Source organism: Sphingobacterium zeae (genome assembly GCF_030818895.1).
GTDB classification, from domain to species: Bacteria; Bacteroidota; Bacteroidia; order Sphingobacteriales; family Sphingobacteriaceae; genus Sphingobacterium; species Sphingobacterium zeae.
In genome coordinates, this window is the sequence record NZ_JAUTBA010000001.1 from 191831 (window position 1) to 214296 (window position 22466).

Here is a 22466-nt window from a genome sequence, read left to right on the forward strand (position 1 = left end):
GGTAAGCGTGTTTTAACCTGTCCATATTAACTATCCTCCTTTCTAGCGGGCGCTGCCGTTTTAGTCTGGCGCAGAATCTGCTGGAGTTGAGCGATGGTATCTTCGGGGAAATACGTTAGCTTGTGCAGGCTGGTCCGCAAAAAAATATCGGAATAGGCCATTGGGTAATTGCCGCCCGACAGCTTGGTCTGCAAGAGATGCGGGTAAACATCACTCACATGGAGGCCCTGCCCTGCCGATTTTCCAGCGGGCAGCAGCTGCTCGTGCAAAATCTGAAAGAAAAAATAGTCGAGTGCCCCGTCTGCAGCTTTCCAGTAATTGAAAAGCAGCTGACACAGCTGACCGAGCAGTGCATGCCCTTTCTTGGCGAAAATAATACTGTTGAGCATCTTTACTTGATGATCTTCGTGCCAGCCCCAATAGTAGGCATAACTATTTTTCCAATAATCGGTGTAGGGTTCCTGCGCGTCCCGCTGGTACACAAAATAGTCCTGTTCACAAAACTCGGCGGGCAACTCATCTGTCAATAGAATGGTGGCGTCGAGCCACACACCGCCATAAACCTGCAGCAGCGCCAGACGGATAATATCCGAAAAAAATGTCCGGCTGATGATATCTGCCTTCCGTTTTGACCCTATAAAATCAGGTATATCGAGGTATTGTGGCAACGTATTATCGTCTACCCGAATGACGGTGTAGTCGCCCCGGTAGGTATCCACCGACTGAAAGCAGAGCTTGACGACATCCGGCAGGCGGTCGGGCTGTGTACCTTGTCCCCAATATTGCCAAATCACTTTATTGGCAGGGAGGTCCATCTTGGCTCGAAGTGGAAAATGTTCGAGCTGCCCGGCCGCTTCCCGCGCGATCATCTGATTCCAGAACGCAGCCACCTTGCGGTGTTTTCGCAAGATCTTCTGTTCACGGAGCATGCTCCAGGCTGTTTTTACGATCGACTTCTTCATGATATAGATGCGCTAGTAGTTAAATCTTAATTCGTTTTTTCCATACACTGCGGAGTATGCCGCAAAAAAAACGGTATTCCTCCAATTGAATGAGCCAGCATACCGTAGCAAATGCCACGATATAACTGGAGAAAAGCAGGAAGGCTTCCATCCCGTCCGTGAGCTCATAGGGCAGCAGTGCGGTGCCCCACCAGACTGCGCAGCCAAGGGCGCACGATACGAATATACTGGGCAACAGATCAGACAGCTGCTGGCGCATCGAGTAATCGAGAAACCTGGCCGTGTAGTGGGTATTGATAAAAAGGGAGGCAACAGAAACGGCCACCTGCCCCCATATTAAACCAAAAATGCCATACCGCAATCCCACCACCACAGCGATGACGATGCAGATCTTTTTAATGATTTCGAGCTTGAGATAAAGATCTGACCGCCCCTTAACCTGCAATACGTTGAGATTGTAGTTGTGAATGGGCTGAAAAAGGGCTCCCAAGGCCATCAGCTGAAAATAGGGGACCGCAGGTAGCCATTTTGCACCGAGCAAGAGCCTGATAATGGGTTCGGCTGCAATGACCATCAGCGAGATCGTAGGGGCAATAATAAAGATAACCAGCTTGAGCACACGCCGGTAGGCATGGCGCAACTGCTGATCGTCGTTGCTGAACTTGGCAAACAAGGGATACGTGACCTTGTTCAATGCGGTCGAAATATTGTTGATCGGTAGATTTTTCAGCGACTCAGCCCGGTTATAGTAGCCCAAGGTTGTTTCCGAAAATCGTTTGCCGATGACAATGGAATACACATTATTGAAAATAACGTTGAGCAGCGCAGAGAGGGTTAGCCGGATACCAAAAGCAAAATGCGTGTTAAATTTATCGCGGTCAAATGTAAAGGTAGGCCGCCAGTCGCTGTAAAACCAATACTGCAGGGTATACAGCAGATTTTGCAGCAAGGCTGAATAGACCAATGACCACACCCCCATTCCTGCCAGCGCAAAGCCAATACCTGCCACCCCGCCCACAATAACCGACGGTAAACGCACCTTGAAGGTGGTTTTAAAATCCAGTTTCTTATCAAATAGCACGGCCTGTACATGCACAAAGCTGTCGATGATGAGCACAATACTATAGACCCGAATGATGGGACTCAAGATGGGTAACTGATAAAACTGGCCGATCCAGGGAGCTGCAATAAATACAAGCAGGTACAATAAGGCTGTCGTCGCCATATTGAACCAAAAAACGGTGGATAGATCGCGTTCGTCTACCGATTGCGTCCGAACGAGGCTACTGCTCATTCCGCCGTTGATCAAAACGGAGCATATATTGATCACCACATTAAAAAGTGCTATCGTCCCAAAATCTGCCGGCATCAGCAAGCGGGCCAACACCAGGTTGACCACAAAGGACACCAGCTGTACGCCAAATTGATCCATAAATACCCAGATTGCTCCCGTTGCGACTTGTTTCTTTAGCTCCATGTGAAATCGGTCATTAAGCCAGTTGCTTGGTCAGCGCCTGGTACTTTGGTTTTAAAGGAAGGGGGAAAGCCGCTAAAAGCCGGCGCTGCAGCGCGCTCAGATCAATCTGAGAGTGTGCTTTTTCCCAATGGGACGCAAACAAGCTCCTCCAACCCGATTCGCTGGTCAAAATGTCATCCAGCTGATCAAATCCATTGTAGGAAGGGATATCAACGGAACTAAAATAATCGTCAAACTTAAATCCGTCGGTATCGATATAGCCCATTTTGATCCACAATGCCGGTAATCCATAGGCGTGGGCAACAATCAGCCCATGCAAAGAAGAGGAAAGGATATACGCGCAGTCTGTAATCTCGTCGATAATACGTTCCACATCGACCGTACGAAAATCGATTAGATTGATATCGGTTCCAAACTTTTCGCGAAAAGCATCGACCTCTTTCCAATGTGGAATTACGCCGAGCTGCTTGGTCTTCTTTTCCTTGCCGCGAATCCAGAGCGGAAGCAACACCGCCGGGTCACCGAAGGTATCGCAGCGCGGATACCCCATGGCCTCCAGCTTCTGACTGGTATATTTGCCGCGGACGGCATACACGCGTCCACCTCCGAACGGATCATCGGCATTCATAAACCCTGCACCCCAAACCGACGATTTACGATTGCCCCAGCGGATAACGGATCCCACCGCAATCAAGGAGGCCTGCGATGGCCAAAGAATGTTGTGAAAGGCGGAAAAGCGAAAACGGATGAGCTGCATACTCAAATTTTTCAATCGGGCCATCGCCGAGGGATCCCAGCTTTTATACTGCACGGGAAGGCCTGTCAGCTCTTCGACCAAACGCGGGCTAAGCGCATCGCCAAAATTCTTTCCGTCCCAGTAGATCAGGTTAACCGTTTTCATAGCTCGCAAACTGATTGTTGACTTTTATATAGGCTGAAAAATCGCTTTCTAGCGTACGGCGAAGACCTTCCTGCAACGCAAAAGGAGGCTGGAATCCGGTCGCTAGCGCCTTGGACGAATCATATTGTGTAACGGCGCAAAATTTGCGAACCCGAACGGAGCTGATCGCCAATTTGCGGCGCAGGATAAAAGCAAGGGCATCAAAAGCGTAGCCGCCCATAAGACCCAGCGAATAAGGTATGCGTAATGTGGGGATATGCTTACCAAGTACTTTACCGGTATAATACACCAGATCATTGGTTGTGAGATCGGGCTTATCGCCATAATTGTACAGACTGTACCCGGTGCATTGGTCCGAAATCAGGTAGGCAATAAATGCCACAATATTGCCGATGTAGGACATCGACTTCTGATTGTCTCCTTTTCCGATCATCATAAATTTACCGGAGGCGATCTGCTGCAACAGGTTATAGACATTGCCGCGATTGCCCTCGCCAAAAATGACCGTGGGCCGGATGACCTGGATGTTCCAGTCGGCATGCGCTGCGTACCACTTCTCCAACACCTGCTCGGCTTGTAGCTTGCTCTTCCCATAATGGTTGAAGGGCGCTACTGCCGCCGCCTCACTTGGGTTTTCTTTACCCAGTCCATATACAGCAACAGAACTCGTAAAAACAATACGTGTGATTGCATTGGCCTGCATGGCGTAAAGTGTGTTTTCAATGCCATTGACATTGACGTCGTAATATTTTGATACCGGGGTAACGTCATCCCGGTGTTCTGCGGCCAGGAGCACCACTTGATGTACCCCCTGAAGTAGACCACACAGCGCATCCCGATCTTGCACATTGCCGATACGGGTCAACTGCGGATATTTTTCACTGATTACCTTATCGATAATCACGATTTCGTGGTCGGTGGTATGGATCAAGAGGTCGGTCAGTCTTGTTCCCACAAAACCGGATCCTCCAATTAAAGCTATTTTCATCTGTCGTGTTTACTTGTTATAGATTGATAAATAATTGCAGTCTGGCAATGAGCTGTCTCTTTTCCAATACATTGAACAGGTAATGAAAGCCCCCCCAGAAGAGCAGATCGACCAGCACAACCAGGTTGTTGCTGACGTAGCGTACAGCCACAATATTAAATAGGCAAAACAGCAACGTCATCAGCAGGATAAAGAGCAGGGCACTATGGCGGCTCAATCCCGCCCGCAGCAACTTGTGGTGCAGGTGATTGCGATCGGGTTTAAAGATCGGCTTACCAATACGCCAGCGTACGAACATGACCCGGGCCACATCCAGCACCGGCACAATGAGGGTGGAAAAAGCGACCACAATAGCACCATCGGAAAAGGGTTTGATAAAGTGGTTGTTCATGGAAAAACTGACCACCAGAAAAGCAATGGAAAAACCCAGCGTCATACTTCCCGTATCGCCCATAAAGATGCGCCGACGCCGACGTGTCGTCCCAAAGACATTTAAATAGAAAAATGGAAGCAACACGGCAACCGTGATAAAGGCAAAAATGGCATGCAACCAGGCGCCATAATAAGCGAATAAAGCTCCTAAAACAGCCAAACCGATCGTTACCACACCCGAACAGAGACCGTCGATGCCGTCAATCAGATTAATGGCATTGATAATCAGCACAACGACAAATACCGTAAGCGGCATACCCAGCCAGGCCGGAATACCAATAACAAACCCCAGTCCATACAGGTCATTGATCCATACACCACTCAGTGGCAGCAGGCAGCCTACCATAATCTGGGCGACAAATTTCCATTTGTAACTCACCCCGATCAGGTCGTCGCCAATACCGATCATAAAGAGGATAACCAGACCGCAGACCAACAAGGCCATACTCGGCAGGATAATCCACGAAGCGACCTGCAGATCGATATTACCAATATTCAGTTTGTATAAACTGACGAAAGTAATGACAAGGATGCAGCATTGAATGGGAGCAAAAGCCACCCCACCCAGTCTCGGGACAATATGCTGGTGAAGCTTCCGGGAATCAACTGGATCAAACAAACGCTTCCGGTAGGAAATCAGTAAGATATAGGGGAGCATTCCCCAGCTCAATAACATCGCACATAGAAAAGGTAATAGCACAGTGCCGTACTTCATTAACTCCAAACTGTTCATGGTGATCTAATCTATTTGTTATAAAAATTTCTGCTCAATGCCATGGGTACATTTACTTTTCAAGGAATGGAATAAGCGCATCCAATCCCATCGCTGTTTTCATCTCCTCGTTGGCATCGTTCAATAACACGAGCCTCGGAAACGACGAGAGAAAAAAATAGGGTTCTACCCCGCCCTCCCCTTTCAGGTCGAACCCGTTGATCCACTGCGACGGAATATGCTTTCGGTAGGTATTCCAATGGCTTAAATCTCCGTTAACGCAGATGGCCACCACATTGACCTTGCCCGATGCAACCCATTTTGCCAAAGGCACAGATTGCTTCATCGCGGCAATCAGTCCGAAGCTTTCCTCCGATTCGGGGTCATAAAAAACCAATAATTTGTACGTCCCTTTCATATCTTTCAGCAGATGCCGGGTACCATCAATGTCTATAAATTCATACGCGGATGCGGATGCCATCAATTTCCCCTGTTGCGCATCAGGATAACGGCCATTGCCCTGACAGGCGAACAAGGAAATTGAAAGCAAACAAGCGAGATATAAATAGATGGACTTCATTTGAATAGTGAATGGCTACTGGTGTAACAGATTATTTGGCAATAGTAATGACTGCACGGCTAAGACGAGGATCATCGTAATACATATTGTCGACACCGCCTTCATAAGCCAGCTCAAGCTGCTGCGGCGATACGTGAAACTCTTTCACCAATACATCATAGATAGCCTGGGCGCGCTCACGGCTCAAACGGTCATTGATGGCTTTGGTACCGGTTCCTTTATCGGCATAGCCCGTCACTTTATAGGTAATGTCTTTATTGCCGGCCTGGATCACTTTGGCAAAGAAGCCCAAGTTGACACGCGCTTCATTGCTTACGACGCTTTGATTAATCGGAAAGGTCACCAATATCGGAGCTGCCAATATTTTTTCTTCTACACGGATATCGGTAATAGTTTTACCCTGCGATACAGCCAATTGCGCTTTGAGTGCTTCATTATCCTCGGCAAGCTGCTGTACCTTTTGGCGCAGACTATTCAGCAACGCATCACTGTACGTGATGACCACCGAACTTGGCTTCTCCCAGCCCCGCTGCTTAAATTTGTAAGTCAGCCCCAGTGCAGCACTTAAATTACCGTCCTGGCTACGGTGCCCCGTTTCACCATCAAAGCGATCGTTTACCATGGCTCCGCGCACATCAAACGTTAGGTCCAACGCATCGCTGAGGCGAAAACTGTTGTAAATACCGATGTTAGCACTGACTTCTTTCTGCTTGGGTGCATCGTTGGTGACCATCCAACCTAAGCCCACATAAGGACTGATGTTATAAAAACGATCTTTTTTATAACCAGAAAAAATGTTGGACAAGTTGAACAGTACATCGCCATGGATGTGGAAATAATTAAATTCCTGATTGTACAGCCAGTAACCATCCCAGGGCTTACCATCATACTGCACCCCCGTAGAATGGCTTCCATTTTGCGTCAGTCCCTTCACTTTAAAACCCGTTAGGCCGGCGCGCACACCGATGCCGGGGCTAAACCACTTTCCAAGGTTAAATTCGAAGCTTGGGGTAAGGCGTTCAGAAAATTTCATCTGCTTATCGTGGTCGCCAAAATAAATCTGGGCGCCCGCGCCAGCATTGATAAACCAGTTGTCCCAAAAGCGGTTGCTCTCGGTCCGATAGCGATCTTTAGATACGGAAACGATTGTATCTGGCTTTACATCAATTTGCTGTGCCAGGGCAACCTGGGCTCCTGCTACAGCTGTAAGTAGTAAAAGTGTCTTTTTCAAAATCATGATCGGTCAAAATTGTTGTTGAATGATAGTTGATAATATTGCTTTGTTAGCTTCAACAAAATTGGATAAAACAAACTTTGGGTATACTATTGGGATGTATACCTGAGACTTTCCATTTTCCGAAAAAATAAAGCGTATAGGCTTTAATTTAAAGGAAAGCATGATCTAACGGTAGATTAAAGAGATTCGGAATGGTAATTTGAGGATAAAAAAAAACACATTTTCCTTTAATGGAAATCAAATTTCTACAAATGATAAGTAAAGGTGACTTTAAAAAAAATGTAACTTACTAAATATGTAGTACTTACACTACAAAAGTTAAAAACATAGCGTATGCACGACTTCTCGGTAAGTGCGTTATTTTATAATAGAGAAATTTAAAACGAACAATAAAGCAGGAATTAAAAAGAATTCAATAAAATGCAAGGATGTAGTCAGTAATGCTGTATCATATCATGAAATTCACAGCAATCGGCTGGGTACACAATACCAATAGGAGATAGAAGCCTGAGAATATGACCTAAAAAGAATGTGAGCGAGGGTTAATGTTGATTGTAAAGTGTACGGTAGCCTAGAGTATCGAATAGAAATCTAATAGACACTTTCTTATCCAGAGATAAAAATAGAAATTGTTTAAAGGAAGAAGATAAAAATCAAAGGGTCATCCGTAAGCGTTGAAAATATTCAGAAGGGGGGATACCTTTTACCGCTTTGAATACAGAGGAGAATTTGCTGATACTTGAAAAACCGGCCTTTTCAGCTAAGACAGAAAATTTCACGTTAAGCAGATCTGGGTTCAGTTCTACACTATTTATTAAATATTCTATTCGCGCCTGTTGGATATAATTATTGAAATCCAATCCAACATGGCGATTTAAAATATAAGATGCATAACGTTGATTAGTACCGAGCAGATCTGCTAAATCTTGTAGAGAAACACCCTTTTTTAAGAAAAATCGGGCCGCTTGAGCCCTTTCAAACTGCTCTACCAAACGGTCCTCCGTTATTTTACTCATCAGCACATCTGCACACTTCAGCTCATCTTTTGAACAGATAGTCTCTTCTCCATCGTTATTTTCAATCCTTATATCATCAGCTAATGGCAAGGCAATCACCTGTGCGTTTTTCCGCGATTGTATGTACCGTAATACAAAAAATAGCAATAACAGTAAGTTCACAACCGAGAGAATACAGTTGATCAGCGTAAATAGGTCATTATAATCCATTTTCAAGTTCATGCGTTGACGTCAATTTGGCTCCTGATTAGTAGCATTGAAGGACCTTAACTAGCTGCATAAGGGCAATCAAAATAATATAGACGACACTAATTTGCACTAAAAAAGAAATATCAGCATAGATTTTTTTATTTACAGGTAATCTTGTAGTAGATACGCTACTACGCTGTAGCTGAATAGCTACAAAGAAAGTTACAACACTAACATTAGACGAGGGTCAAAACGAATAATTTTTATTTACACGCCTTTTTCTTGTCTATCATGTAAATGGATTAATTTATAAAGCGAACAAAAGGATTTTATCTGCCCAAATCGGCTAGTTAGTCGCTATGCTAAGCGATATATTCCTTAACCATATTACCCAAGAAGAAAATGTAATTGAAAGATTAAAGAACTGTTGAATTCATTTTTAAAGGTAGATGCCATCTATCCCTCATATTGTAGTTGTCCCGCTACAACTTGTAGCCGATCAATTATCAAAAAAAATTAAAAGCATTGATTAACAATTGATTCAAAAGATATATTAATAATTTCGAAAACAATAACGGCCATTTGAGTACATCGTGAAAAGCTAACGATCATTTTCAATTTTTCAATACATGAAAAGAAAACAAACACGTAAACGTTACAAAACTACTTTTCTGTTTATTTTGGTGATTGACAGGAAAGGAGCTTTGCAGCGACTTCAACAGGAACGATCAATCCTGGAAGCTCACCACAGCAAATAACCCTACAGCCGAGGACTGGACTGATAAGAGCAACAACAGTAAGGATTTTTGATATATAGGCATATTAATCTAAAGAAAATTTCACTTATGTCATTAAAAAACATATATAAACAATTTAAGCCCCGGCTTATGCTCGGCATAACGGTGGCGTTTGCTTCCTGCTCATCAAAGGAAGAGCAATTTCCCTCAACCAATGGTGCCATATTAAATGTGGGCGTCAAAGGTAATGAAGAAGTCGTTTCAAAAAGCCAGGTTATGTCTTCCATCAAAGCGAGCAGAAACAATACGGAAAGTACACCTGCACAATCAATTGTCTCACGGGTTGAAGTAGACGCGCTCATAAAATCCCGAAAAGGAAATATAGCGGCAACTTCGCAGACTTCGACCACCATACAGACAGCAGAGAATACAGCAAATTCCGCTTATGATGAAAATAATCTTACGCTTTCCTTTGGAGGTTACCGAACAAAGGCATACTCTGTTGGCGGCAGTTCGGTATCGGGAAGTCCCGCCAGAGTGCTATTAGTTGCTTTGGCAGCGGGTGAATACCATTATTGAACGGCAGATAATTATGACATTAACAAAGCGTATTCCGTTAAATCATCGTTTAGCCGAGTAGCCTGGCTTTTCTCCTGGGGAAATGTTACCTATCCTCACCTGGATAAAATGAAGGAAGAAATATCCATTGTGTAAGACAAATCGTCAATAACTAGCCGCATGTAAAAATGGAGTAAGTAAAAACTGGATAGCCTAAAATAGTACGATAGACTATCGATTAGTATACTAACATTAAAACCGCTATTCACACTACATCATGATGGATGTGTTACGAATTGAAAATAAACGAATTCATCTAAACTAGAACCTCTAATGTTTCTTTAAAAGAAAAATAAGGTCTTTTTGATAAAATGATTAATTAAATAAAAACACATTGTTGTCTAAAAAAATGAAAACTAAGCGAGAAACGGAAAACCTTGGCGAGCCAAAGCCTCCTTTTAAAGAACGGCTTCAGATGGCGGTGTCCAGTATACTTGAAGGTCGATTTTTTATCGAAGAAGCGGTAGAACAATATAACATACTTCCATCAAGTATCATTCAAGAACTACGAAGGATACAAAAACTCAAAAAAGCATCGTGCCCGCCAAAAAAGAAAAATAAATAGTTTATGCGTCTAAAAAATTGTCTTTATTTTGAGCCTATACGCTTTGATAATATGTTTTTTTGATGGAGAATTTTAATATTCTTTCGTAATTTGCCCTTTACAGAATATGTTGTGCTTCGCGACCAACCTATTCTATTACAACTCTTAGAGACAAATTTTATTTATATTGCACTATGCAGATACCAGCTTCAACGACATTATCCCAAACGCGCTACCGCATTGCCGAATTAGTGTTGGAATTTGAACATCCCGTAGATTATCCGCTGGTAAACCTTCTCCCCTCTTTTAAGAACTTCCAATGGCTAGCCTCCACCGAGAAAACTGACATTAGCGTCGCGATCAGCTTTGCGCAAGCGCCGATACCGGAGGATATGGGATTGCTCCGCACAGATGAGTCTATCGCATGGGGGAACCGATTTCGCTTTTATGAAAGGGAAGATGGTTTTGTCACCACAATCGTAAACGAAAAGGGCGACGGCCTATGGTATCTCCATAGTGAACGTAATTTTGAAAAGTCCACACTGTATATACCGAGTAGTGCTGCAGCAGAACAAGGTGCGGTGATCACCTGGATGGCCATGATGATCTTTGGACAAGCGAGCCTCTTACATGACACCATCATGATCCACGCATCTGTAGTGAACCATCAGGGTAGAGGCGTGGCCTTTTTAGGCAAGAGTGGAACTGGTAAAAGTACGCATAGCCGTCTATGGCTACAATACATTCCAGACAGTGTTTTGCTCAATGATGATAATCCTGCGATCCAAATAAAACCTGAAGGAATTGTGATCTATGGGACTCCATGGAGTGGCAAAACCTCGTGTTATAAGAACGAATGTTTGCCGCTACAGGGTCTGGTACGGTTACAACAGGCACCTGAAAATGAGTTTGAATGGCAAACGGGGCTGAAGGGTTTTATTGCCGTGTTGCCAAGCTGTACATCCATCCGGTGGAACAAAGACCTTTTCGCAAGCATGAACACCATCTTGGAGAAAATCATTGCACAGGTTCCTGTCGGTTATTTGAAATGTTTGCCGGATGCGGCCGCTGCAGCGCTGTGTCATTCGGCTCTTTTTCCGAACGAATAATAACCTAAAAAAATCCCCTAAGTTGTATGCTTAGGGGATTTTTAAAACACATATGTCTTGATTAACGTTTCTTGATCATGCCGCGATCTGGTCGGATATTGACCTCTCCTCCTTTGAGGGTACGATATCCTTTGCGACTTACAGCGTTAATGGAAGCTTTGGTCGTGATACCTGGCGCAGCATCGTTCAATGCTGTCGCAAGCATGGTCTCTTTTTTATTCCCCACATCAGCAAATACATAATCTTCTATATTACGTTTATCGGGAACAAGTCCATCCCAATAGTCAGAAAAACCAGCAGAATTTTTCAATAGAAAGGAAACTGGCCAGAAAGAAACTTTGTTTTGGACGACCTGCTCAAAGAAACCTACCGGTTTGCCGTAAGTACGCGTACCGGAGGCTATGATCTGTACTTGCATATATGGTTTCAGTACATTGATCAGCATTTCGGCAGCAGATGCTGTACTTTCGCTCACCAGGAAGTAGACTTTATTGAGGCTTAAATTGCTCTTGCCTTCAAACTTGGTATCCTGAAACATATTATTGATACTTGGCGTGGATTTGATGTAATTGTTTACTTCATAGGTAAGCATCAATTTGCCCTTGGTAGTTGCACCACCGATTTTATCAGCAATATAGGCAGAAGCATCGACATAACCGCCGCCATTATAGCGCAGATCAACGATCAGGCTTTTAATCTGCTTATCCTGAAACTTGGTAAAGACAGCATCAATCGCCGACTTGTTCGCTATCCCTTCGCTACTTGATCCCGAAGCGGCCGGGTCTTCTATTTGTTCAAAGGAAGACAGGGCAAGATAGCCCACATTGTTTCCGGTTGACTCATAGATAGTATCTTTATAAATCGGATTAATGGTATAACCATTTGCATAGCTCATTAACGTTGAAAAAGTACTTCCATCCTGATGTTTTACCTGAAGAGTGAGCGTAGGGGCATCCAGGGCAGCATTTAATTTGTTCATCATTTTATCCCGTGCACTTGCATCATTGATGGTACAACCAGCATCTGTGCACGTTACAGCCACAGAATAATCGGCATCTCCATTGACGGCTGTGATAAAATCGGATCGCTTGAAGCCTGCCTTTTGTGCCGGAGATCCACCTTCCACAAAATAAATAATCGGAAAGGCTTTCTTTCCATCGTCGGTACCCAATTGAACATATATCCCATACCCGTCGTTGGTATCCATCTTGAGCCTTCCAGTAGCTGCAGTTGCCGTGTTGTAACCATCGAGCCCCACGATATACGAAAACCGGTCGAACACACCGCCTGAATAGGCTGCATGCGCTGGAGTCAGTCGCTTGAGTGCGGCAAGCACTGCATCGGCAGAACTGTATTGATCGGTAAACTTGGAAGGATCGGCTTTATAGTCAGGAATGGATGTCTCCCAAAGGGAATATAATTTATAATACTTGTAAATATCATCCTTAATTAGCTGCGCTTCGGTACGCTCGGTCACAACGGGCTCGGGTTCTGGCTCAGGTTTAGGGTTATCCTTTTTACAGGAAACGACAACCAGCCCTGTCAGCGCTATACCAACAAACTTTCCTGCTCGGATTAAAGTCTTTAATTTCATAGTTGAAACATTTGTAAAACAAACATAAAAAATTTAATCCTATCTGCAATAAAAAAAACACGCTAGCCTTGGGGAGTGCCAGCGTGTTTACTACCTATTGAAAAACGTTATAATAACAATCTATCATAGGGAAAGGTTTTAAAAAGTTTGTACTTTATTTCAATTTATTGATGTGATAGACCTGCGTAACTCCAGGATCAATTTCAGCACCTTTTTTAACGCTATTGTTCTTAATGTTATATTCGTAGATAAACCACTTTGATGCGGGCGTTTTCACTGCGGTATAGAGATTGCCGTCTTGAATCAAATTAATGGTAGTCGTAGGGTCGCCACCTGTCATCTCGGCTAAGTTGGCGACGATTCTCTTATTGGCAACATCGATAACATAGGGCCTGATATACGCTTTACCATCACCCAACCAGGCGAGATCACCACCTTTTACGGCATAATCTTTCAGATCGTATAAGTAGCTTTTGTCAAATTCCGTCTGTCCATTATTGACGCGCAAGATCGCAAAAGTACCATCTGTTTTACCACGCGTCAAAAGGTAAAGATTGTTGTTATCATCAAGGAAAGAATAGTTTTCTCGCTGCCAGTGACCAGCTACGTAGCTCGCTCTGTCGTCGCTCATGATATGACCATTGGCCATACTTGGGTAATCACAGATATAGGCATAAGCTTTTTTGTTGACAGGTTTATAATCGGAATCGTAGTAGAAAAATCCAAAATAGGCCTTGCCTCCAGCAACGCGCATACTGGTCACATTGAGGATCGTCGGATCGACCGTTCCATCTTTCTTATATACGGTGTAATCCAACATCGGGATCTGCGCTTTTAAAGTCTTATTCAGCGTCATATCCTTTGTGTTCATAAAGTAAATATCTTTTTCAAATATTTTTTTCTCTAGGTTGGCATCACTGGCTCCTGTACTTGTAAAGACAATTTCGTCGTTTGTGCTAAACTGGCTGGCAACTTTTCCAAGGTAAAAATCACTTGGAAACGCATAATTATCTACTTCTTTGAATAAAAGCCCTTGAGGGGTTTGTACCAATTGGTGCTTACTGAAACGTGTACCATCGTTGGACAGGTAATAATAACCATTAAAGATGTACGCGTAACCGGCATAGCGAGCTTGAGGTAAGTTGCCGGTAATGTCTACGCCCTTATTGTTGGCTGGCGATAACAAGGTATCCTTCATGATCTCATCCGTCGTTAAAAGATAGGAGCCATTTGCCGTAGCAACCCATACCGAATATTCTGTCGGTTCGGGCGTTGTTACCTCAGGCACATTTGGACTATCTTTACAGGAAGATAGCAGTAGTGCAGCGAATGCACAAAAACCAAATAATCTATTTTTTTTCATGATTATAAATGTTATTTTATTAATTATAGGATTGAAACTCTAAATTTTACATAAAATGCGCGCCCCGGTTTTTGAAGACGAAAGTTGTCGTAAGCGCGTTCGTCAAAGATATTACGCGCCTCACCCGAGAGATTATAGCGGTTGCGGTTCCAGGAATAGCTAAGCAGCAAACTGTGTACGAGTTGTGTGGGAATATAATTCTTGGAAGCCAGCGAGCCCAAATGGCTGTCGCTTAGGTAAAACCATTTGGTATACTGTGTCGTCCAGTTGATCTGTGTACGGCTGCCTTTACTGAACCAATCGTTTTGTGCAAAACTTAAATCCAAATTTCCATAGACCCATGGCCGGTTTGGGATCTGGTACCCATAAGTCGCGCTCACTTGTTGATTATTTTCATTGGTGTATTTCTGATTATCGATGGCTCGGTCATAACTACCATTGAAGGCGACAGTAATAACATCTTTATACCCGTAGCGTGCTTCGAAACTTCCGCCGTAGATCTTTACACCCGGAATGTTGTAGTACTGAAATTTGTCCTGTCCATTGTCTGTTACAATGCGTGTATTTTGATAGTCTTTTGCCAAGCGATAAAAACCGGAAAGATCTATATTGATAAAATGGTTTTGGTCAAAAAAGGTATTGTAGTAAAAACCGCCATTGAGATTATCGCTATTCTCGGGCTTTAAATCCCAATTGGAAAGAATATTAAAATTATTACCATATATTGCTGTCATCTCAGGCAATTTATAGGCTCTTTCTGCAGAGAACTTTACGCCACCATCTTTGAATATCCGATAACGGGCAGCGATACTATAGCCCGTATTGCCCAAATAGTTTGTTTGTGTCACGATGTCACCACTCAAATACTGATTATTATCGTCGTATTTTCGTTCGTCAATCTTTTGGTAGGTATCAATACCGTAGTATTTAAAGGCAAGGTTGGCAACCAGTCGTTTGTCAAACCATTGACTTTGCCAGGCTAGACCCGCAATATGTTTAATCATATTCTTTGGTAATCCCGAAGTATTGTGATTTAAGATTTTATCATAGGTTTGACGGTCATTGGTACTGATATTATAATTCAGGTTTAAGCTCTGCGTGCGGCTCTCGTCAAAATCGTAGTTCAAGTTTATTCTTCCAAGTAAACTACTGGTATTATCTCTTATATATTTCTCTCGGTTAGGGGTATTTCCAGTGGAATTGGCGATTGGACGGCCACCCCACTCATAGTTATATGTTGCCGTATCCCTATTCCGGGTGACGTCATAACCATAGTTGGCATACATATCAGCATAAAGGCGGTGTATTAGAAAGTTTTGCTTTTTGTAGCTAATGGTCGGCATAATGTAAGCCGATTCGGTCCAGTTGCCACCAAAAGGTTTGTTGATTGTGGCGCCGAGTTGATTTTGCTTATTGTTACCTGAATACGTCAGTCCTACGAAAAACTGATCGGCCCAGCTTTTATCCCGCAGCCCCACCTCAATCTGACCCATGCTTGAATAATAACGGTCATGAAATCGTCTTGCTTCGTCAATAGTGACAAATTTATTATCGATTACTTTTTGAATAAGAATTCCATACTTCTCCTCCGTATACATCTTGTAATCGTTGTCGGAATAATTATAGAAAGCATTGGTACGAATCGACAGCTTACTTTTGGGATTGGTGTACATCCCTACTAATGATGCTTGATGTGTATTGAAGGATCCATAACTATAACTCAGATCAAGAAAGTGCCTATTGCGTTGTTTAGTAATGATGTTGACGGCACCACCAAGAGCATCTGATCCCAAAAATGCCGGAACTACCCCCTTATAAATCTCCACCCGGTCCACCAGATTGACAGGGATATTATTCAACGACATAGCTGGCCCAAAATCATCCATCGGAACACCGTCTATATAAATTTTTGCAGCCAACCCGTTAATGCGAAAAACAAAATTGGATCCCAGTCCGCCGTCTTCACGGATGGTGACACCGGGCGCAGTACGTAAAATCTGATTGACATTGGCTGTTTGATTGGCATATCGGTTCATATCAATCACACTGACATTAAACCCGGATCTTTTTATTTCGTTAACTCGGCGTTGGTTTTCGGTCTGCCCCCTAACATTGGCCGTTTCAAGAACACGTTCATCTCTCTTGAGCTGAATATCTTTGTAATTCTCATTGCCTTTTAAAAGTGCGCTCTGTGCAATGTACCCGATAGAAGTTACTTCTAGCTTATAGGGTGGTTTAGCGTCTACACGCAACTTATAAAACCCATCCAAATCAGTAGAGGTTCGGTTTTCTGTGCCCAGTATACTAACGGTAGCACCTTCAATTCCTTTTCCAAACAAATCTTTTACATAACCTGTAAGGATGCGCTGTGCTTGGACTGAGTTCGTAAAAACTAATAAAAATATAAAAACGATGTAGGAAGACTTAAACATGTTCGTTTGGTAATAATTTCAGTTGTTTATCATGACGTTTAAATAGTCTATTCATTGAAAAATCTCGAAGCCATCTCGATCATTAGAAGGAGACTATTTTCATCGCCGGCACAAATATAGATTTATTTAGATTTATTACAAATAATAATTTCAATTAACCTCTATTTTTCACTTGAAAACAAGTAAACTCATACTGAGATATATACACATATAAAAGAGTGGTGATTAATAAAGCGGATAAATTTTTAGACAAGTTGTAAGAATAAATATAATTGATATATTTGCATAGTTTAAAATGAATCTAAATAAAAGAAGTGATATTTAATCACTATAAATAGTCAACAATGTATACGCTTTTACTCCTATTTATTTTCACCGGTAGCTTTTTTTGGTACTGTTCCTCGGCAAAGGTGCCTATCAAACCAGGTTCATCTTTCGTGATCGCTCTTATACAAAATAAGAGCCGTGCGAGGTTACTGGCCATGGCTGTGCTCGGTCTTTCATGGCTATGGACCATGTACTTGCAGGGTGCTCTTTCGGGAACATTGGCTTTTGGAGCCTATACCATGGGATTCTTTAGCTTGATTGTGCTTTTGTGGCCCTATCGGTATTTCCAATGGAAACAACTGACCGTTATCCTGCTTCTTTCTCTGTTTTTTGAACTTTTTGTGTTTTAAGACATGCCTGCCAATAAAAAATATCTAAGCTCTCCTTTTCAACGTTTCCTCAAATTGACCGCGGGTTTCTTTGGGGGCTATTTTGTGATGCTATACTTCCACCTTTGCTTAACAAAAATATGCGATAAAACAGACATTTTAATTACGGCTTACGTCACAGGTTTTATCGCCTGGGCAATATTATTGCTCGTTGCCTTTCTTGCAAAAAGTGGTTGGCTGATATGGGGCATATACCTGTTTCTGATCGCTGTATTCTATAGCATCTTTATGTACCTATAATATCCTTATCATGAATTTAAGACGTTATAATATCTACTTCAATACGCATACAATCTCTGGGATAATCATTTGTGCCATTTTGTATGTGATTTTTTTCGCGGGATCTTTTTCATTTTTTAAAAATGAAATCAATGCCTGGCAAAAAAACGAGTCCGACAAAGGTGGAAGCTACCAAAATATGGTTTTTGATCATCTCCTAGATTCTATTGCACAGATTAAAGAACTAAAAGGAAGAGATATTACCTTTTACATGCAGCACAACGGTCATGCGAGTTATGTCAATATCGGCGCATCGCAGGATACCCTGGTGGCCAATAAAGCGAAAGCGGTAGCGGCGCAAAAAGAATTGGCCGAAAAGAAACGACTCGCGACGGAAAATAAAGGTGCAGCGGTAAAAGATGCAAAGGCCAAAGATGAAAAAAAGAAAAGACGTGGCCGCGGCCGACGTGGGAACGAAGATTCGATGTATTTTTCCTATGACCTGGCTACTAAAAAATCGTCAGATTATAGCGATGGCTATACCATGGGTGAATTTTTGTATCGCCTTCACTTCTTAGCGCCGCTCAACCAAATTGGGATCAATATTGGCAGACCCTTTGGCTACACCCTTGCTGGGCTGGTATCGTTTATCTTCCTCTTTGCGCTGATCTCTGGTCTGATGCTCCATTGGGATAAAATCAAATCCAACTTCTTTGTCTTCCGGCCCGGCAACAAATGGAAAACGGTATGGACAGATATGCATACGGCCCTGGGTGTGATCGGCTTTCCCTACCAGTTTATGTATGCCCTGACGGGAATCGTACTGATCGTAAACTCCGTATTGATTATTCCGTTTAGCAAATATCTCTATGATGGAAAGGAGGATCAAGTATATGAAGCCCTTGGCTATAGCGACAATACACAATATACGTATTTGTATGAGCCGCTCAAGACAAGCTTCAACATGGGTAACTTCTTGGACAAGCTGGAAAGCAAATGGCCAAATAGCCATATGAACCGCATCTTTATCAAAAATTATGGAGACAAAAGCATGCATGTCGTAGCGCTTTATGATGCCGATATCGATAAAAATTTTGCCGGTTCGGGGAAAATTATCTATCGGGTGGCCGATGATAAAATCCTCTTTGAAAAATCGGCGGCAGAAAATGGCTCTTATCTAGATTATATGAAGGGGTTTATTTACCGACTCCATTTAGCAGATTTTGGTGGCTATCCCGTCAAGATTATCTATTTTGTATTGGGTATCATGGGCTGCTTTGTGATCATATCGGGTATTCTGATCTGGCTCGTCGCAAGGGATAAAAATAATATCCCCAAACGCAAACGCATCTTTAATTTCTGGGCGGCCAATGTATTTATGGCGAGCTGCCTGACGATGTTTCCAATTACAGCAATGTGCTTTATTGCAGTCAAGCTGGCGACGAAAGTAGATCAATCGTTTATATTCCATGTTTACTTCTATAGCTGGCTGGCCCTGGCTGTTTTTTATGTGATCCGGCGCAACATCGCAAAAACAAACTTAGAAACACTCCTACTCGGCTCGATATTGTCTCTTGCAATCCCAATGGCGAATGGTGTAAAAACGGGGAACTGGATCTGGGAAACTTATCGCTCAGGAGCAAACGATATTTTACTGGTGGATCTCCTCTGGTTGTCTTTGGGCATCATCGGCCTACTCATCTTTAAAAAGATGCTGCAAAACCAAAAAAAGGAAAATGCGAATGGTAAAACGGACTCATCCGATGACAGCGTTGTTGGCCGTACGACTGGCACAGCCAGTCGCATGCCGCTTAAGAGCACATTTGCCCTAAAAAACAAACCTGCTACAAAATACTAAAGTTACGATGTTCATCGTTGCAAAGGCGAGCTTTATCACTCGCCTTTGCTATAGTGTTGACGCTAATTTATGATTCTATTGACGCCAAATTTTTCCTATCGTCCGACAATTCTATTGATGAAATCTCGCACAGCGCCGCCCGTGTGTTTAAATCTGGGCCAGAATCAATAGTTATATTTCTCCTTCCACTTGTCCCGTAAACTCTGCCTTAATTTCTCCTCCTGTGGATTTTTACCAGGTTCATATAATTTGACGCCGCTGATTTCTTTCGGAAGAAATTCCTGGACAACAAAGTTTCCTGGATAGGCATGCGAATACTTGTATTCAGCGCCATAATTTAGGTTTTTCATCAACTTTGTTGGGGCATTACGGATAGCCAAGGGTACGGACAGGTCGCCGGTTTGTTTCACCAAAGCCTGTGCCTTATTAATGGCCTCATAAGAAGCATTGCTTTTGACCGAGGTAGCCAGGTAGATCACCGTCTGCGAAAGAATAATACGCGATTCGGGCCATCCAATCACGTTAACCGCCTGAAAACAGTTGTTGGCCAACAATAAGGCATTCGGGTTGGCATTACCAATATCCTCCGAGGCCAAAATCAACAGCCGCCGTGCAATAAAGGATGGATCTTCGCCGCCTTCAATCATCCGCGCTAACCAATATACCGCTGCATTTGGGTCCGAACCACGGATGGATTTGATAAAGGCGGATATAATATCGTAATGCTGCTCTCCTGCTTTGTCATAAATCGCCATATTCTGCTGTACCTGTTTCAGTACAAAGGCATTTGTGATCGGCTCTCGGTGTAGTATGGCCGCATTGACAACCAGCTCCAGCACATTTAATAATTTACGTGCATCGCCACCGGACAGCCGCAAGAGTGCCTCATACTCCTCAACAACGATCGTCTGTTTCTGCAGGTATTCATCCTCATGCAATGCTTTCTCGATCAGACCAATGAGATCTTGCTCGGAAAGATGCTCCAATACATACACTTGACACCGCGAGAGCAAGGCTGAAATAACCTCGAACGATGGATTTTCAGTGGTGGCACCAATAAGTGTCACCAATCCGCGCTCAACTGCTCCTAACAGGGAGTCCTGCTGTGATTTGGAGAAACGGTGAATCTCGTCGATAAATAAAATTGGCTGGTCTTGGTTGAAGTTCATCAGCCTTTCGGCCTTTTCGATCACTTCACGAATATCCTTCACCCCTGCCTGAATTGCACTTAATGAAAAGAAAGGTCGATCCAGTTCTTTGGCGATCAGCAAGGCTAAACTTGTTTTACCCACCCCCGGTGGTCCCCAAAGAATCATGGAAGGAATATTCTTTTGCTGGATTGCATGATAAAGCACTGCGTCGGGACCGACAATATGCTGCTGCCCTACATAAGCGCTCAATTGCCGCGGTCTAAGTCGTTCTGCTAATGGAATTCGTGTCGCCATAGTACAAAGTTATAAATTAAAAATAGCACAGGGACTAAATATTTTAGTTTAACGCTTTAACATTTTTTCACACAATTTTTCGTCATATTTGCTCTATTATTTATGTAAATTGCTTTTCACAGCGCATGAGCAGTATTGAAAGTTGTGCAAAAACAACGCTGAATTGCTCCGATAGTGAAGTTTATAGTAAGCATTAATTGTGATGTAATCATCAATGAGAATGACAAAATACTGGTTTTATATCTTGACCACCCTGACCATATTCATGAATATACCGCGTCGGTCCGTGGCACAAAATGCAGAAAAAGATTATACGGGCGCGATTAAAAAATACGATGCTTCGTTTAAGGGTATCGGACCAGAAGTGTACTTCTTACCTCCACCTAAAACAGCCAATGAAATACTTGCAGAAAACTATGCTGAAAAGAAATTTTTTAGCAAAGAAATTGCGAGGCAACTCTTACTCCAACGTTTGCTACTGCAGCTGCGAAGCACCAATAACCTTGGGCATTTCAACTACTTAATGAATCCGATGCCAGCGACTGCCAACGCCTGGAACGATGCAATTGAAGGGCAAAAGAAAGCGGAAAATTGGACGGCAGGCTATGCTTTATCAAATGAAGCCGCCCTATTTTCCATTAAAAATAACGACAGCAGCAATGCGTCAGCATTTTTATATCAGGCACTTTCTTTGGCTAACCGCACCGATAACAGGGATGATATTGCAACAATCAATTTAAATATCAGCAATTTTCAGCTGTACAGCGGGGACTTTGAGCGAGCCGAAGAAAGTGCACAAAACTATCATACGTACGTGATGAAGAGCAAAAGTTATGTGGAGCAGGCAAACGCCTGGCTTTTAATTGCTATGGCGCGAGCGGGACAGGGAAAATATAAAACAGCCGAAAACAACATCATTCGCAGTGCGATACCGCTATTCAATAAGGCTAAAGCTTATGAAGGAAAGATTTTTGCCTGGGAAATGCTTGCGGAAATCTATTTTAATCAGCATAAATATACAGAGGCCCAATGGTTTCTGCTGCAGGCCCGTGACCTGGCCAATGCCAAAAAACTAAGTAGCGAACTTGCAGAAATTGAATATTTGCTGGCCTCCTCCAAACAAAAGGATGGTAACTTTAAGGTGGCAATCAAAGAGTTTGTGCAGGCCGCAGAGTTGGCCGCAGCGGAAAATAATAAGCAACTGTCGTTGGCAATACTGGACAAACTCGGAGAAGTATATCTGGTCTTAAAAGACTATCCATCGGCTGATCAGACCTACAAAGCCTATACACAGTTAAAAAATGAACTGTATAAATAAAACAATCTACCCCTTCTGC

20 protein-coding genes are annotated in these 22466 nt (G+C 43.0%); 8 read left to right on the plus strand and 12 right to left on the minus strand.

Features of this window, described 5'->3' with window-relative positions:
- Window positions 1–26: 26 nt before the first annotated feature.
- From QE382_RS00805 to QE382_RS00840, 8 genes are all read right to left on the minus strand, one after another.
- Window positions 27–962 carry a capsular polysaccharide synthesis protein gene (locus QE382_RS00805; RefSeq protein ID WP_307184306.1) on the minus strand — a complete coding sequence of 312 codons (936 nt, stop codon included), beginning with the start codon at window positions 960–962 and terminating at the stop codon, window positions 27–29.
- Between the two features lie 19 nt (window positions 963–981).
- Entirely contained in the window at window positions 982–2439 is a 1458-nt protein-coding gene (locus QE382_RS00810) for a lipopolysaccharide biosynthesis protein (protein ID WP_307184307.1), read from the minus strand.
- A gap of 13 nt (window positions 2440–2452) precedes the next feature.
- Window positions 2453–3340, minus strand: a complete 888-nt coding sequence (locus tag QE382_RS00815; RefSeq protein WP_307184308.1) for a polysaccharide pyruvyl transferase family protein — start codon at window positions 3338–3340, stop codon at window positions 2453–2455.
- Window positions 3327–4328: an NAD-dependent epimerase/dehydratase family protein gene (locus QE382_RS00820; RefSeq protein ID WP_307184309.1), complete on the minus strand. Its 1002-nt coding sequence runs from the start codon at window positions 4326–4328 to the stop codon at window positions 3327–3329. Before QE382_RS00820 ends, QE382_RS00815 begins: the two co-directional genes overlap by 14 nt.
- Window positions 4329–4344: 16 nt before the next feature.
- On the minus strand, window positions 4345–5493 hold the full coding sequence (locus QE382_RS00825) for an MraY family glycosyltransferase (RefSeq protein WP_307184310.1): 1149 nt from the start codon (window positions 5491–5493) through the stop codon (window positions 4345–4347).
- Between the two features lie 52 nt (window positions 5494–5545).
- Window positions 5546–6052: a thioredoxin domain-containing protein gene (locus tag QE382_RS00830; RefSeq protein ID WP_209577225.1), complete on the minus strand. Its 507-nt coding sequence runs from the start codon at window positions 6050–6052 to the stop codon at window positions 5546–5548.
- 31 nt (window positions 6053–6083) lie between these two features.
- Complete coding sequence (locus tag QE382_RS00835; RefSeq protein ID WP_209577223.1) at window positions 6084–7289, minus strand: OmpA family protein; 1206 nt, start codon at window positions 7287–7289, stop codon at window positions 6084–6086.
- A 653-nt stretch (window positions 7290–7942) separates the two neighbouring features.
- Window positions 7943–8527: a helix-turn-helix domain-containing protein gene (locus QE382_RS00840; RefSeq protein WP_209577221.1), complete on the minus strand. Its 585-nt coding sequence runs from the start codon at window positions 8525–8527 to the stop codon at window positions 7943–7945.
- A 596-nt stretch (window positions 8528–9123) separates the two neighbouring features.
- On the opposite strand from QE382_RS00840, the gene QE382_RS00845 reads away from it, so the two are divergent.
- The 4 genes from QE382_RS00845 (at window position 9124) to QE382_RS00860 (ending at window position 11502) form a co-directional block, all read left to right on the plus strand.
- Window positions 9124–9252, plus strand: a complete 129-nt coding sequence (locus QE382_RS00845) for a hypothetical protein (protein WP_307184311.1) — start codon at window positions 9124–9126, stop codon at window positions 9250–9252.
- A 129-nt stretch (window positions 9253–9381) separates the two neighbouring features.
- Window positions 9382–9810: a hypothetical protein gene (locus tag QE382_RS00850; protein WP_307184312.1), complete on the plus strand. Its 429-nt coding sequence runs from the start codon at window positions 9382–9384 to the stop codon at window positions 9808–9810.
- A 388-nt stretch (window positions 9811–10198) separates the two neighbouring features.
- A complete protein-coding gene (locus QE382_RS00855; RefSeq protein WP_209577216.1) occupies window positions 10199–10414 on the plus strand; it encodes a hypothetical protein in 216 nt (71 codons plus the stop codon).
- Between the two features lie 173 nt (window positions 10415–10587).
- Window positions 10588–11502 (plus strand): phosphoenolpyruvate carboxykinase (ATP), encoded by a 915-nt coding sequence (locus tag QE382_RS00860; RefSeq protein ID WP_307184313.1) that lies wholly within the window; start codon window positions 10588–10590, stop codon window positions 11500–11502.
- A 61-nt stretch (window positions 11503–11563) separates the two neighbouring features.
- Here QE382_RS00860 and QE382_RS00865 read toward each other — a convergent pair whose 3' ends face one another.
- The 3 genes from QE382_RS00865 to QE382_RS00875 all read right to left on the minus strand — a co-directional run bounded on the left by QE382_RS00865 (window position 11564) and on the right by QE382_RS00875 (window position 16891).
- A complete protein-coding gene (locus tag QE382_RS00865) occupies window positions 11564–13096 on the minus strand; it encodes a S41 family peptidase (RefSeq protein ID WP_307184314.1) in 1533 nt (510 codons plus the stop codon).
- Window positions 13097–13250: 154 nt separating this feature from the next.
- Window positions 13251–14459, minus strand: a complete 1209-nt coding sequence (locus QE382_RS00870) for a DUF4374 domain-containing protein (protein ID WP_209577210.1) — start codon at window positions 14457–14459, stop codon at window positions 13251–13253.
- 23 nt (window positions 14460–14482) lie between these two features.
- Window positions 14483–16891, minus strand: a complete 2409-nt coding sequence (locus QE382_RS00875) for a TonB-dependent receptor (RefSeq protein WP_307184315.1) — start codon at window positions 16889–16891, stop codon at window positions 14483–14485.
- A 344-nt stretch (window positions 16892–17235) separates the two neighbouring features.
- On the opposite strand from QE382_RS00875, the gene QE382_RS00880 reads away from it, so the two are divergent.
- Genes QE382_RS00880 through QE382_RS00890 form a run of 3 tightly spaced genes read left to right on the plus strand, consistent with a single transcriptional unit; the run spans window position 17236 to window position 19684 of the window.
- The gene (locus tag QE382_RS00880; protein WP_307184316.1) at window positions 17236–17568 is read left to right on the plus strand and encodes a hypothetical protein; all 333 of its coding nucleotides are present in this window, start codon (window positions 17236–17238) and stop codon (window positions 17566–17568) included.
- Between the two features lie 3 nt (window positions 17569–17571).
- Window positions 17572–17847 carry a hypothetical protein gene (locus QE382_RS00885; RefSeq protein WP_307184317.1) on the plus strand — a complete coding sequence of 92 codons (276 nt, stop codon included), beginning with the start codon at window positions 17572–17574 and terminating at the stop codon, window positions 17845–17847.
- A 10-nt stretch (window positions 17848–17857) separates the two neighbouring features.
- Entirely contained in the window at window positions 17858–19684 is a 1827-nt protein-coding gene (locus QE382_RS00890; RefSeq protein WP_209577202.1) for a PepSY-associated TM helix domain-containing protein, read from the plus strand.
- Between the two features lie 164 nt (window positions 19685–19848).
- Here the strand turns inward: QE382_RS00890 and QE382_RS00895 are convergent, their stop codons facing one another.
- Window positions 19849–21129 (minus strand): replication-associated recombination protein A, encoded by a 1281-nt coding sequence (locus QE382_RS00895; protein ID WP_209577200.1) that lies wholly within the window; start codon window positions 21127–21129, stop codon window positions 19849–19851.
- Between the two features lie 214 nt (window positions 21130–21343).
- Between QE382_RS00895 and QE382_RS00900 the strand changes: the two genes are divergently transcribed.
- On the plus strand, window positions 21344–22447 hold the full coding sequence (locus QE382_RS00900; protein ID WP_307184318.1) for a tetratricopeptide repeat protein: 1104 nt from the start codon (window positions 21344–21346) through the stop codon (window positions 22445–22447).
- The last annotated feature ends 19 nt before the right edge of the window (window positions 22448–22466 follow it).

Excerpts from the sequence above, each read along its gene's own strand:
- QE382_RS00895 (WP_209577200.1), bottom strand. The coding sequence starts at position 21,129 with ATGGCGACACGAATTCCATTAGCAGAACGACTTAGACCGCGGCAATTG.
- QE382_RS00860 (WP_307184313.1), top strand. The coding sequence starts at position 10,588 with ATGCAGATACCAGCTTCAACGACATTATCCCAAACGCGCTACCGCATT.
- QE382_RS00840 (WP_209577221.1), bottom strand. The coding sequence starts at position 8,527 with ATGAACTTGAAAATGGATTATAATGACCTATTTACGCTGATCAACTGT.
- QE382_RS00865 (WP_307184314.1), bottom strand. The coding sequence starts at position 13,096 with ATGAAATTAAAGACTTTAATCCGAGCAGGAAAGTTTGTTGGTATAGCG.
- QE382_RS00815 (WP_307184308.1), bottom strand. The coding sequence starts at position 3,340 with ATGAAAACGGTTAACCTGATCTACTGGGACGGAAAGAATTTTGGCGAT.
- QE382_RS00870 (WP_209577210.1), bottom strand. The coding sequence starts at position 14,459 with ATGAAAAAAAATAGATTATTTGGTTTTTGTGCATTCGCTGCACTACTG.
- QE382_RS00825 (WP_307184310.1), bottom strand. The coding sequence starts at position 5,493 with ATGAACAGTTTGGAGTTAATGAAGTACGGCACTGTGCTATTACCTTTT.
- QE382_RS00820 (WP_307184309.1), bottom strand. The coding sequence starts at position 4,328 with ATGAAAATAGCTTTAATTGGAGGATCCGGTTTTGTGGGAACAAGACTG.
- QE382_RS00880 (WP_307184316.1), top strand. The coding sequence starts at position 17,236 with ATGTATACGCTTTTACTCCTATTTATTTTCACCGGTAGCTTTTTTTGG.
- QE382_RS00875 (WP_307184315.1), bottom strand. The coding sequence starts at position 16,891 with ATGTTTAAGTCTTCCTACATCGTTTTTATATTTTTATTAGTTTTTACG.
- QE382_RS00805 (WP_307184306.1), bottom strand. The coding sequence starts at position 962 with ATGAAGAAGTCGATCGTAAAAACAGCCTGGAGCATGCTCCGTGAACAG.
- QE382_RS00845 (WP_307184311.1), top strand. The coding sequence starts at position 9,124 with ATGAAAAGAAAACAAACACGTAAACGTTACAAAACTACTTTTCTGTTT.
- QE382_RS00850 (WP_307184312.1), top strand. The coding sequence starts at position 9,382 with ATGCTCGGCATAACGGTGGCGTTTGCTTCCTGCTCATCAAAGGAAGAG.
- QE382_RS00855 (WP_209577216.1), top strand. The coding sequence starts at position 10,199 with ATGAAAACTAAGCGAGAAACGGAAAACCTTGGCGAGCCAAAGCCTCCT.
- QE382_RS00830 (WP_209577225.1), bottom strand. The coding sequence starts at position 6,052 with ATGAAGTCCATCTATTTATATCTCGCTTGTTTGCTTTCAATTTCCTTG.
- QE382_RS00900 (WP_307184318.1), top strand. The coding sequence starts at position 21,344 with ATGAGAATGACAAAATACTGGTTTTATATCTTGACCACCCTGACCATA.
- QE382_RS00890 (WP_209577202.1), top strand. The coding sequence starts at position 17,858 with ATGAATTTAAGACGTTATAATATCTACTTCAATACGCATACAATCTCT.
- QE382_RS00835 (WP_209577223.1), bottom strand. The coding sequence starts at position 7,289 with ATGATTTTGAAAAAGACACTTTTACTACTTACAGCTGTAGCAGGAGCC.
- QE382_RS00810 (WP_307184307.1), bottom strand. The coding sequence starts at position 2,439 with ATGGAGCTAAAGAAACAAGTCGCAACGGGAGCAATCTGGGTATTTATG.
- QE382_RS00885 (WP_307184317.1), top strand. The coding sequence starts at position 17,572 with ATGCCTGCCAATAAAAAATATCTAAGCTCTCCTTTTCAACGTTTCCTC.